Origin of the sequence: Methylobacter sp. Wu1, assembly GCF_036553575.1 — a bacterium.
Classification (GTDB): domain Bacteria; phylum Pseudomonadota; class Gammaproteobacteria; order Methylococcales; family Methylomonadaceae; genus Methylobacter.
Genome location: NZ_JAZHOC010000071.1, coordinates 18,199 through 30,286 on the forward strand (window position 1 = coordinate 18,199; position 12,088 = coordinate 30,286).

Annotated in this window: 10 protein-coding genes; 7 read left to right on the plus strand and 3 right to left on the minus strand. The window is 48.9% G+C overall.

Annotation, left to right across the window (positions count from 1 at the left end):
- Nucleotides 1-65: 65 nt before the first annotated feature.
- Together grpE and hrcA are read right to left on the minus strand one after the other, a co-directional pair.
- Nucleotides 66-686: a nucleotide exchange factor GrpE gene (gene grpE / locus V2P20_RS15455; RefSeq protein ID WP_331819849.1), complete on the minus strand. Its 621-nt coding sequence runs from the start codon at nt 684-686 to the stop codon at nt 66-68.
- Nucleotides 687-755: 69 nt separating this feature from the next.
- On the minus strand, nt 756-1,811 hold the full coding sequence (gene hrcA, locus V2P20_RS15460; protein ID WP_331819851.1) for a heat-inducible transcriptional repressor HrcA: 1,056 nt from the start codon (nt 1,809-1,811) through the stop codon (nt 756-758).
- Between the two features lie 229 nt (nt 1,812-2,040).
- Here hrcA and V2P20_RS15465 point away from each other — a divergent pair, with 229 nt between their 5' ends.
- The 6 genes from V2P20_RS15465 (at nt 2,041) to V2P20_RS15490 (ending at nt 7,786) form a co-directional block, all read left to right on the plus strand.
- Entirely contained in the window at nt 2,041-2,922 is an 882-nt protein-coding gene (locus tag V2P20_RS15465; RefSeq protein ID WP_331819898.1) for an NAD(+) kinase, read from the plus strand.
- A 5-nt stretch (nt 2,923-2,927) separates the two neighbouring features.
- On the plus strand, nt 2,928-4,607 hold the full coding sequence (recN, locus tag V2P20_RS15470) for a DNA repair protein RecN (RefSeq protein WP_331819853.1): 1,680 nt from the start codon (nt 2,928-2,930) through the stop codon (nt 4,605-4,607).
- Between the two features lie 36 nt (nt 4,608-4,643).
- Nucleotides 4,644-5,672 (plus strand): agmatine deiminase family protein, encoded by a 1,029-nt coding sequence (locus tag V2P20_RS15475; protein ID WP_331819855.1) that lies wholly within the window; start codon nt 4,644-4,646, stop codon nt 5,670-5,672.
- A 184-nt stretch (nt 5,673-5,856) separates the two neighbouring features.
- On the plus strand, nt 5,857-6,180 hold the full coding sequence (locus V2P20_RS15480; protein WP_331819857.1) for a nucleotidyltransferase domain-containing protein: 324 nt from the start codon (nt 5,857-5,859) through the stop codon (nt 6,178-6,180).
- A gap of 11 nt (nt 6,181-6,191) precedes the next feature.
- Nucleotides 6,192-6,803: a DUF2238 domain-containing protein gene (locus tag V2P20_RS15485; RefSeq protein WP_331819859.1), complete on the plus strand. Its 612-nt coding sequence runs from the start codon at nt 6,192-6,194 to the stop codon at nt 6,801-6,803.
- A 98-nt stretch (nt 6,804-6,901) separates the two neighbouring features.
- Nucleotides 6,902-7,786: a carbon-nitrogen hydrolase gene (locus V2P20_RS15490; protein ID WP_194970462.1), complete on the plus strand. Its 885-nt coding sequence runs from the start codon at nt 6,902-6,904 to the stop codon at nt 7,784-7,786.
- A 78-nt stretch (nt 7,787-7,864) separates the two neighbouring features.
- Here V2P20_RS15490 and V2P20_RS15495 read toward each other — a convergent pair whose 3' ends face one another.
- Nucleotides 7,865-8,209, minus strand: a complete 345-nt coding sequence (locus tag V2P20_RS15495) for an H-NS histone family protein (RefSeq protein WP_331819861.1) — start codon at nt 8,207-8,209, stop codon at nt 7,865-7,867.
- Between the two features lie 1,046 nt (nt 8,210-9,255).
- Here V2P20_RS15495 and V2P20_RS15500 point away from each other — a divergent pair.
- Nucleotides 9,256-12,087: a 2-oxoglutarate dehydrogenase E1 component gene (locus V2P20_RS15500; RefSeq protein ID WP_331819863.1), complete on the plus strand. Its 2,832-nt coding sequence runs from the start codon at nt 9,256-9,258 to the stop codon at nt 12,085-12,087.
- Nucleotide 12,088: the final 1 nt, after the last annotated feature.

The following is a 12,088-nucleotide window of genomic DNA, read 5'->3' on the forward strand; positions in this document are numbered from 1 at the left end:
AGTCTCCAGACTTGAATATGTAAATGTTAAAAGTTGTTCTTAATATGGGGATTGTTTTATCTTCTTCAAGCCTGTTTATTATTGCTTGGTGTATCTTCTGCCGGTTTTTCGGGGACTTTGGCAACCACGACCATGGCAGGGCGCAACAGGCGCCCGTTCAGCAAATAGCCTTTCTGGAAAACATTAACCACGGTATTAGGCTCGGCGCCTTCCACGGCCTGCATGGCCATAGCCTGATGATGTTCGGGGTTAAAAGGCTGGCCGACCGGATCGATCGTTTCAATGTTAAATTTGGCGAATACCGATTCAAACTGTTTGATCGTCAATTCGCTGCCCACGCGAAACTTCTCCACTTCAGGGCTGTCGCCAGTAGCTGCCTGCAGTCCTAATGTCAGACTGTCCAATACCGGCAGCAACTCTTTGGCAAACCCTTCCAGCGCAAATTTATGCGCGCTCTCCAGATCTTTCTGCGTCCTTCTCTTCAGGTTTTCCATCTCCGCTTGGGCACGAACTGCTTTGTCCCAGTTTTCCTGAGCTTTCTGCTCGGCCTGCACCAATTGCTGCTTCAGTTCTTCAAGAGTCGGTTCAGACAACAGCTGCTCTCCGTTAATCACTTCACCAACTGGCTCTTCTTTTTTAACCTCGGCTTCAACCTGAGATTCAGGCACTTCCTGATCATTACTCATTCGCTATAGCTCCTCAAAATATAAAAATGGGTTTTCGCGCCCAATCGCGCGAAAGAAAACAGATGCTAGTTATGATGGGGACGATGATTTTTGATTCAAGGCTGCGCCTAATAATTTTGCCGTAATATCGACATAGGGGATAACTTTCTCATAAGCCATGCGTGTCGGCCCGATGACGCCCAGCACACCCACCACCTCATCGCTAATCGAATAAGATGATGTAACCAGGCTGCAGTGATCGAAGGCCTGATAGCCGGATTCTTCGCCGATAAAAATCTGCACGCCTTCTGCATTCATACATTGATCCAGCAAATGAATCACATCCTGTTTTTGACTGAATGCTTCAAATAATTTTTTCAGCCGGTCCATATCCGCCAACTCTGAAAAACCCATTAAATTGGTTTCGCCGGTCAGCACGTAATCTTCTTTTTCACTGTCCTGCTCGAAAGTCAGCTGCGCCATTTTGATCGCATCAAGCATACCCTGATTCATGCGCGCCTGATCTTCCTTCAACTCTTCAAAAACTGCTTGCCGCACTGAAACCAGACTGCGGCCGCAATAAACTGAATTCAAATAATTCGCCGCCTGCTGCAATTCAGCAGCGCTAAACGCCTTCGCAGTATGAATGATTTTGTTATGGACTTCCTGCTCATTGGTAACAAAAATCACCAATACACGCGTATTGGATAAAGACAAAAATTCAATATGCCGCAGGCAGAGCATTTCCCGCCTAGGCAAAGTCACGACCCCGGCCATACGGGTCAATTCCGACAGCAGACGAGAGGCGACGCCGATAACATCACCATTATTATCAGTGACTGATAAACCCTGCTGCAATCGAGCCAACTCTTCCGATTTCAAGGGCTTGACTGTCAACAGGCTGTCTACGAACAAGCGATAACCGCTGACTGTGGGCACGCGTCCAGCCGAGGTATGCGGCGAATGCACCAACCCCAAATCTTCAAGATCGGCCATAACGTTGCGGATGGTGGCCGGACTCAAGTTTAAGCCCGAGTCTTTTGATAAAACCCTTGAGCCTACCGGCTGACCGTCACTGATATAACGCTCAACCAGCGTTTTCAGCAATTGCAGCGACCTTTCGTTTAAAACTTGATCAGTACTCACATCAACCTCTAAAAGATCATAATTAGCACTCCACCCGAGCGAGTGCCAGCGCCGCAAAATATCAGCTCAACGGTTTGTTGTCAATAAAACCCTTTTTCTTAAAACTGCCTATTATTAAAGAAGGCCTTTCGCTCCTCCTCATGAGAACCCCAAACATCTTCTGCCGGTAAAACTGGTTGCTTTACTGAGGTTTTTGTATAATCCAATTCATTTTGACTTGTATCCGGCAATGCAGAGCCCTTTCAAAACCATTGGCCTCATAGGCAAACCCAGTGACCCCAGCATTGCTGAGCCCCTGTCAATTCTTTATGATTTTTTAAAAAGCCGGCAATTCACTGTCCTGATTGCCAAGGACAGCGCCCGGTTTATTCGTAATCAGCCCGAATCCCGCCCTATGGACAAACTAGGCCAATATTGCGATCTGGTTATCGCGGTTGGCGGCGATGGTACTTTTTTGACTGCCGCACGGGCCATTGCCGAATATGATATTCCTTTGATTGGCATCAATCTGGGGCGTCTCGGTTTTCTGGTCGACATATCGCCCAACGAACTGCCGGACAGATTGCACCGCATGCTCCAGGGCCACTATATTGAAGAAAAACGCTGTTTATTGCGGACCAAAATCGTCCGTGACGAACAGGTCATTCACGAAGAAACAGCCGTCAATGAAGTGGTGATTCATCGCTGGGTAACGCCCAGCATGATTGAAATCGTGACCAAGATTGACGGCGTCTTTCTCAATTCTCAACGCTCCGACGGCTTGATTGTTTCCACGCCCACCGGTTCGACCGCCTACTCCCTGTCCGCAGGGGGCCCGATTCTGCATCCGTCGTTAAATGCGCTGGTATTGGTGCCGCTCAACCCCCATACCCTGACCAATCGCCCGATCGTCATCGATGATTCCGCTGAAATTGAAATCAGCTTCTGCCAGACCAAGCAAATCAATGCACTGGTTACCTGCGATCAAATTGAAATTCCGGCCGTGCTGATCAGCGATAAAATTTTGATCAAAAAAGATCCGAAACCGATTAGAATTCTGCACCCCGAAGACCATGACTTCTTTCAGATACTGCGGGGCAAATTAAACTGGAGCAGTGGTTATCATATTTAATTCCTATGCTATTGAACCTTAACATCATCGACCTTGCCGTTGTCAAATCGCTGGACCTGGACCTTGAAAAAGGTATGTCCGTGCTTACCGGCGAGACCGGGGCCGGCAAATCCATACTCTTGACCGCATTGGGGCTCGCCCTGGGTGACCGGGCCGACTCAGGCTATGTACGCCCCGAAGCCAAACGCGCCGAAATCAACCTGGAGTTTGATCTGGCCGATGCGCCTGAGGCCCAGCGCTGGCTGAAAGAAAACGATCTCGATGACGACCACCATTGCCTGATTCGGCGCATAGTCAATCAGGACGGGCGCTCCAAAGCCTATATCAACAACCGGCCGGTCACATTGCAGACCCTGCAGGCGCTTAGCGAGAAACTGGTAGAAATTCACGGCCAGCATGCGCATTTAACCTTGCTCAACAGCGACGAACAACGCCGTCTGTTGGATGCCTACGCCAAAGACCAGCCGCTTCTGGATCAAGTCAACGCCTGTTACCGGCAATGGCAGCAAGCCCATAAGGAACTGGAAGCGCTGATCAAAGCCGGCAAGGACAAAGCCGAACGCGAAGAATTATTGCGCTACCAGATTGAAGAACTGCAGCAGCTTGATCTGCAAAACTTCAATTACGCGGCCTTGTCGGAAGAACACAGCAAACTGGCCAATCTGGGCCAGATTTTAGCGGTCGGCCAAAGCCAGGTTGACATTCTCTACGAAAACGACGAGCAATCAGTCAGCCAGATGCTGGGCCATAGCCTGAATGAAATCACGCATATCGCCCGCTTTGCGCCGGAGCTGAACGAGATCTGTTCGCTGTTATCGGAAGCGCAGATTCAGACCGAAGAAGCGGCACAGCAGCTGCGCCGTTTCCTTGAGTCTCAGGAAGCCGATCCGCAACGCATGGACATACTGGAAAACCAGATCGCCGTCATTCAGAACCTGAGCCGCAAGCATCATGTCAAGCCGGATGAACTGCCGGAACTGGCAGAAAACCTCGAGCAGGAACTGGATGGGCTGACTCACAGCAGCGAGCGCATCGAAGCCTTAAAGATCAGCACGGCAAAACTGCTCGAACAATACGATCAACTGGCCGCGCAATTGTCGGAACAGCGCAAACAGGCCAGTAAAAATCTGGCACAGCAGATATCAGCCATGATCAAGGAGCTGGGCATGCCGCAGGGCGAGTTTTTGGTCGACGTCACAGCGCTGGATCTGGAGGCGCCCAAGCTGAACGGCAAGGATAAAATTGAATTTCTGGTCAGCGCCAACCCGGGCCTGCCGGCCAAGCCGCTGGCCAAAGTCGCCTCCGGCGGCGAATTATCGCGCATCAGTCTGGCCATCCAGGTCACGACCAGCAACGACAAAACCACGCCGACCATGATTTTCGACGAAGTCGACACAGGCATCGGCGGCGGCATTGCCGAGATTGTCGGGCAAAAACTGCGCAGTCTGAGCCACAACCGCCAGGTCATGTGCGTGACGCATTTGCCGCAAGTCGCATCGCAGGCGCACACTCATCTCTATGTCGAAAAAAATAATAAGGCCGATATCACATCGTCCAATGTCAGAGTCCTGAATGACGAGGAGCGCGTTCAGGAAATTGCCAGAATGCTGGGCGGCATCAACATCACCGCCAACACGCTGGCCCACGCTAAAGAAATGTTATTTCAATCCGCCGCCAGCCATTAATCGGCCGGCGCGCACAACCACAGGGTACCAAAATCAATGATCCGCTTTCCAGCCGAATGGGAAAAACAGTCCGCCGTATTAATCGCCTGGCCGCATGCAACCGGCGACTTCAGCAATCGTCTCGATGCTGTCGAACAGAGCTACGGTTTTATTGCCGAAACGATCAGCCAGTATCAGCGCTTATTTATCGTCTGCAGGGATGACGCCCATCAGCAGCATATTCAGTCTTTAATCAAAAACAACGGCAATATCACCTTTCTTCACGCCGAAGTGAATGACATCTGGGTCAGGGATACCGTTTTCCTGACCGCAGAAGAAGATGGCCGCATGAAACTGCTCAACTTCAGATTCAACGGCTGGGGCGGCAAGTACCCGCACCAGCGCGATAACGCGCTGAACCATGCCTTATTAAACTACAGTCCATTCAAGAATGCGGCTTATGCCGACATGGACTTCATCCTCGAAGGCGGCAGTGTTGAAAGCGATGGCATTGACACGATCATGACCACGCGCCAATGCCTGCTGAACCCGAACAGAAACAAAGAACTGTCGCAACAGGACATTGAACAGCGACTGCAACAGTATTTCGGCGCCAAAAGAATATTATGGGTGGACCAGGAAAATCTGTCCGGCGACGATACTGACGCCCATATCGATACACTGGCCCGTTTCTGCTCGGCCACGACTATCGCCTATACCAGCAGCGATGATCCCGAAGACAAGCATTATGCAAGTTTGAAAAACATGGAATCTCAGCTGCAGGCTTTCCGCACGCAAGCAAATGAAGCCTATAATCTGGTGCCGCTGCCGATGCCGAAACCGATCTTTGATGAAGAAGGCCAGCGCCTGCCGGCCAATTACGCCAATTTCCTGATCATCAATCAGGCCGTCATGGTGCCTGTCTATGACGACCCGATGGACGCCGTTGCCCTGGAACGGCTGTCCGGCTGCTTCCCGCACCACAAGATTATCGCCACGCCATGCCGGCCGCTGGTGCATCAATACGGCAGTTTGCATTGCATGACCATGCAGTTTCCTGAAAAAGCGTTTGCTGTTACCGACTAATGCTCAATCTGTAATTGCTCGGCGCTGATTAAGTATAAGCGTCCGATATATATTTTCGGATGCTTATATTATTGATGAAACCCGTTACATAATAAAACGATTTAAATGAACTTGAAGTACAAGAGCTCATTCAAAGCCATAAATACTTTTGTGAGCGGGTTTATTTAAAGCGCAATCATAAAACATGAAATACGGCCTCAAAAATCAAACCATAGCACAAATAAATGCCGTTTTTGCCCGCCACCCTGAAATAGAACAGGTCATACTCTACGGCTCTCGGGCGAAAGGCAATTATAAAGATAGCTCGGATATCGATCTTGCGTTAAAAGGGCAGGAATTAAATTCAAGCGTTATTGACAGGGTAAGTTTTGAGCTCGAAGACCTGTTTTTACCTTATTGTTTTGATATTTCACTTTTCAGTCGAATAAATAATGCCCGCCTTATTGATCATATTAATCATATAGGCGTCATTTTTTATGAATCTGCAAATGCACCGCATTTAGACTGACAAAACCGACCATGACTAAAACCTGGGCGGCAATATTTTTTTCGGTACTGATCTGGTCGGCTATCAATCCCAAAGATTATTTTACCTGGCTGCTTGAAACCACACCCGCTCTGATCGCCTTGATCATTCTTATCGCGACGCGCCGGCGTTTCTCTTTGACTCGCCTCGCCTACAACCTGATTTTGATCCACAGCATCCTCCTGATGATAGGCGCCCATTATACTTATGCCGAAGTTCCGTTATTTAACTGGCTGAAAGTGACTTTCGAATTGGAACGCAATAATTACGATAAACTCGGCCATCTGGCCCAAGGTTTTATCCCGGCCATTGTAGCCCGCGAGATATTAATCAGGAATCAAGTCGTGGCAGGCCGTAAATGGCTAAACTTCCTCATTATCTGTATCTGTTTAGCCATCTCGGCATTTTACGAACTTATCGAATGGTTCGCTGCCTTAGTCAGCAAGGAAGCTGCCGAATCATTTTTAGGCACACAAGGTTATATGTGGGATACGCAGTCCGACATGGCTTTCGCGTTGGCCGGCGCAGTTTCGGCCATCGTAACGTTAAGCCGTCTTCATGACCGTCAAATAAGCAAAATTGCCGCAGGACAACCTTTGCCTTAGTGACCTTTCGGCTTTCACTGAACCGAATAGCGCTACTGCCTATTTTTAAATCGTTGTAAAATAATACTATTGTCAAAACCCATCCAAGCTTATTCATCATGAAATCAAAATTAATCGTCAGCGCTGTTCAACAGCCCTGCAATGAAGACAGACAGACTAACCTTGAATTTTCCATTGAGAAAATCCATGAGGCGGCCGCTGCCGGCGCAGACCTGGCCGTACTGCCGGAACTGCATCTGGGGCCTTATTTCTGCCAGAACGAGGATCATAATACCTTCGCCCTTGCCCAGCCTATTCCCGGCCCCACTACCGAAGTCCTATCGGCAGTGGCTAAAAAGCTGGAGATCGTTATCGTTTCAACTATCTTTGAAGAAAGAGCGCCGGGGCTTTATCACAACACCGCCGTGGTTTTTGATAAGGATGGCAGTATCGCCGGTAAATACCGGAAAATGCATATTCCCGACGATCCTGGCTTTTATGAGAAATACTACTTCACGCCGGGCGATATTGGCTTCAAACCGATCCAGACTTCAATCGGCAAACTAGGCGTATTGATATGCTGGGACCAATGGTTTCCCGAAGCGGCAAGACTGATGGCTCTGGCTGGCGCAGAACTATTGATCTATCCTACCGCAATAGGCTGGGACCCTCTGGATACGCCTGAAGAACACAAGCGCCAACTGGATGCCTGGGTCACCGTTCAACGCGCGCACGCTGTAGCCAATGGCATTCCGGTCATATCCTGCAATCGCATCGGCTTTGAAAAAGCGCCTGATTCGGATAAAGGCATAAATTTCTGGGGCAATAGCTTTATCGCAGGCCCCCAAGGGGAAATCATCACTCATGCCAACGAATCGGAGATAAAACTGCTGACCGCCGATCTTGACAGCTCAAGGGTTGAGCGCGTCAGACGAATATGGCCTTATTTGCGCGACCGAAGAATTGATGATTATGGGGATTTAACAAAACGTTTTATTGATTAAAACCACTGGCACAAGGCAAAAACCGCGCTGTTTTGCCTTGTGCCCCGGACCGGAAAATATCTGCCTGAACCTGGATAATCAAACTTCAAATTCAGAACGGTCATGGCCGGCATCGATCAAAGTCTGCATCCATTTTGGCGTCACTCCGCGGCCGGTCCATGTTTTTTCAGGGTCCTGGGGATGACGGTATTTAACAGGCACCTTAACGCCTTTGCGAGCCGACCTTTTATCGCCTTCATAAATTTCAACGGCAACATCGATTGATGCCGCCAGCTCTTTTATCTGAGCAATAACTTCCTTACGTTTATTTGCCTGCTTGGTCTTTAATGCTTTTTCGGCTTTTTCAATAAGAGCCTGCAATTCATTTTCAGTGAGATTTTGATACTCTGTCGTTTTAAGATTCTGATACTGGGATTGGGTCATTTTAGCTCCTAATAATAAAAATATATTACAATCATATCATGACTACCTAATACTATAAATAGTAAGAATTACTTAGATTAATCTTAAATAATCATTTATAACCCTATAATTTTTTAATTCTTAGCCTGCAACACTAAGTTAATAATAATCTTAAAGCTTTTTTAATTTAATATATGCCCTAGCTCATCAATAAGTCTAACGCCTCAATTACCTGCATTTTTATCAGTAAATAACTTGCTGCTGGTTGCCCTCCATCTATTACCTAAGATATTTATCCGTTATTAAAGCAGCCTTTCTATTATCTAGCCATTCATGACGGAGCGCCGGACCTTTTAATTCGTTTAATTCAGTAAAATAATAAATGCCTACTGCTTTTGTTTCATTGACACTAACCGGTAGATTTAGTTCTCCGACAGACTTATTATTAACCCCATGAGTCGATAAAGCACGGGAAACATTTTTATTAACAATTGAGACATGCTGTTTTTTGTTGCGCTTTTTGTTTAACTATTATTGGTTGCCTTTTTACTTTCCCCTTAACTTTAATACTAGCCGGTTGGTTTTAGCTTCTGGCCCGATCGTATTATTAGCAACTTTGGACAAGCCCGCAGGCTCAATTATTACTGGCTGCTCTTTGTGTATATTCATCTATTATTTCCGCTTTAGCTGAAGCATTAACGTTTGCATCAGACAGTGGCGCATCCGTCTTTTTGACACCCGGCTTTATGAAAAGTACAGCTCACTTGAAAGCAGGGCGATTACAATGCTGCCAATTAATAATATCTGCTTGGCATGCCGCACTGTTATCATCTCGGGCACAGAGATAGGCTTTAGATCTTCCCGATTTTTGAATAAGGAACTCTAATTACAATATTTTTTGTCTCTCATATTTTTTATCTCAACAACAAGCAGATGAAACTTTATGATTGCCTTTGCCACTAATAAAATGAACCATACTTTGGCTAGACAACATCTAACCAAGTACTATACCACTGCGGATAGGGTGGAAAATTAAAACCCCGTTTTGAATAAATTGGATAATACTAATGAGTAAGCTGCTAAAACTTTTTCAAGATTCTTCCAGCCTCTATGGCAGCAATGCCAGCTTCATTGAAAGTCTGTATGAAAAGTTTCTGGAAGATCCTGAGTCGGTCGACCCCAGCTGGCAGAAAGAATTCAGCGCCATTCACGACGGTGTCGAATATGAAGCGGCCCATAGTCCCATCGTGAAACGCTTTGCACAGCTCGCGATTAAATCTCAATGCAGGCTGGCCGAATTGCAAGGGTTCACGGAAGAAAGCGTCAAAAAGCAATCGGCCGTTGCCCGGCTTATCAACCATTACCGCGTCCGCGGGCATCAAATCGCCCAAAACAATCCGCTGGGAAAAACAACGCCCCCGCCTCCCGATTTTGATCCGGCTTATTACGGACTGTCCGCGCCCGACATGGATACCCTGTTCGATGCCGACATGCTGCGGGGCATTGACCGGTTACCGCTGCGCGACATCATAACCAGCCTGAAAGAGATTTACTGCGGCAGCATTGGCACCGAATACATGCATATTGTCGATACGACAATCAAACGCTGGATAAGAAATCATCTGGAAAGCCCGAAATCGACTTTAGCGATAGAACCCGAAAAAAAGCGCTGGCTGTTGAAGCTGCTGACGGCAGCTGAAGGCATAGAAAACTATCTGCATACACGATTTGTCGGCCAAAAGCGCTTCTCACTGGAAGGCGGCGAATCGCTGATTACGGTTCTCGACGAACTCGTTCAGAGAGCCGGAGAAAAAGGCGTTAAAGAAGTCGTGATCGGCATGGCGCACAGAGGCCGGCTGAATGTGCTGATCAATGTCCTCGGCAAAAGTCCTGCCATTTTATTCGACGAATTCGCCGGTCTGCCCAAGCTATCGCCCGGCGTCATTTCCGGCGACGTCAAATATCACATGGGTTTCTCGTCCAATATCGCCACGCCCGGCGGCCCATTGCATTTAACGCTGGCTTTCAACCCGTCGCATCTGGAAATCATCGATCCGGTCGTGGAAGGCTCGGTAAAAGCACGTCAGGACAGGGCCGGCGCAGACGGTGAAAAAGCGGTCATACCGGTGCTAATCCACGGCGATGCCGCGTTTTCGGGACAAGGCATCATCATGGAAACGCTGAACATGTCGCAAACCCGGGCCTTTTCTACCGGCGGCACGATTCATATCGTCATCAACAACCAGATCGGCTTTACCACCAGCAATCCGCAGGACGCCCGCTCCACCCTCTATTGCACCGATGTGGCCAGCATGATTCAGGCGCCGGTTTTCCACGTCAATGGAGACGACCCCGAAGCCGTCATTTTTGTCACTAAAATGGCGCTTGATTTCAGAATGACTTTCAACAGAGACGTCGTCATCGACCTGATTTGCTACCGCCGCCTCGGCCACAACGAAGCCGATGAGCCCTCGGCCACTCAGCCGCGCATGTATAAAAAAATCCGCAAGATCAAAACCACGCGGCGGCTTTATGCGGACCGCCTGATCAGCGAAGGCGTCATTACGGAGGAACAGGCGGCCGAAATGGAACAGCAGTATCAGAAGCAGCTCGATGCCGGCCAGGTCGTCTCCCGGCCTGTGCTGGACCACAATCATTACTCATATACCACGCAATGGAATCAGTTCCTGCACGGAAAATGGGACACCCCCTGCGACACTTCCGTTTCGATAGACCACATTCGCTTCTGCAACGATCGCATGCAGCGGCTGCCGGCCGGCTTTGAACTACATCCGCGCGTCGCTAAAATTATGGATAACCGCCGTAAAATGGCTGCCGGTGCCATGCCTCTGGACTGGGGATTTGCCGAGAACATGGCTTATGCGACCCTGCTGATGGAAAAATATAATGTCCGCCTGACCGGCCAGGATGTCGGCCGCGGCACATTCTTCCATCGCCATGCCGTCTTGCATAATCAGCTCAACGGCAAAACCCACACGCCGCTGAAACATCTGGACAAGGATCAGGGCCAGGCGCAGATTTTCGATTCATTGCTGTCTGAAGCGGCCGTATTGGGATTCGAATACGGCTACAGTTCCACCGTACCGAATACACTGGTCATCTGGGAAGCGCAGTTCGGCGATTTTGCCAATGGCGCGCAAGTCGTCATCGATCAGTTCATCAGTTCCGGGGAAACCAAATGGGGCCGGTTGAGCGGTCTGGTCATGTTTCTGCCGCACGGTTTCGAAGGCCAGGGACCTGAACACTCATCCGCCCGACTTGAACGCTATCTGCAACTGTGCGCCGAACACAACATGCAGGTCTGCAATCCGACCACGCCGGCACAGATATTTCATTTGCTGCGCCGGCAATTGATCAGGCCTTACAGAAAGCCGCTGATTGTCATGACGCCCAAAAGCCTGCTCAGGCATAAACTCGCCGTTTCCACGCTGGAAGACCTGACTGACGGGCAATTTCAGACTATCATCGGCGAACAGGACCCGATCAATCCGAAAAAAATTACGCGCTTTATCTTATGCTCCGGCAAGGTTTACTATGATTTGCTCGAAGCGCGCCGCAAGGACAAAGACAATCTGAAACATGTAGCCATCACGCGCATAGAACAATTGTATCCTTTCCCCATCGAAGCCTTCAGAGCGGAACTGGCGAAGTATCCCGCCATGAAAGAGTTCGTCTGGTGTCAGGAGGAGCCACAGAATCAAGGCGTCTGGTATCAATCCAAGCATCATTTCGCAGACAGTCTGCCTGCGCATGTCACTATGAGTTACAGTGGCAGAGAGGCGTCTGCAGCCCCTGCGGTGGGGAATTTCCGCGTCCATATAGAACAACAAAAAGCCGTCGTAGAATCGGCCTTATACAGTAAGTCATCAGGAAAATAAC

Coding starts and splice junctions, on each gene's coding strand:
- grpE (WP_331819849.1), bottom strand. CDS start 686: ATGAGTAATGATCAGGAAGTGCCTGAATCTCAGGTTGAAGCCGAGGTT.
- V2P20_RS15465 (WP_331819898.1), top strand. CDS start 2,041: ATGCAGAGCCCTTTCAAAACCATTGGCCTCATAGGCAAACCCAGTGAC.
- recN (WP_331819853.1), top strand. CDS start 2,928: ATGCTATTGAACCTTAACATCATCGACCTTGCCGTTGTCAAATCGCTG.
- V2P20_RS15475 (WP_331819855.1), top strand. CDS start 4,644: ATGATCCGCTTTCCAGCCGAATGGGAAAAACAGTCCGCCGTATTAATC.
- V2P20_RS15480 (WP_331819857.1), top strand. CDS start 5,857: ATGAAATACGGCCTCAAAAATCAAACCATAGCACAAATAAATGCCGTT.
- V2P20_RS15485 (WP_331819859.1), top strand. CDS start 6,192: ATGACTAAAACCTGGGCGGCAATATTTTTTTCGGTACTGATCTGGTCG.
- V2P20_RS15490 (WP_194970462.1), top strand. CDS start 6,902: ATGAAATCAAAATTAATCGTCAGCGCTGTTCAACAGCCCTGCAATGAA.
- V2P20_RS15495 (WP_331819861.1), bottom strand. CDS start 8,209: ATGACCCAATCCCAGTATCAGAATCTTAAAACGACAGAGTATCAAAAT.
- V2P20_RS15500 (WP_331819863.1), top strand. CDS start 9,256: ATGAGTAAGCTGCTAAAACTTTTTCAAGATTCTTCCAGCCTCTATGGC.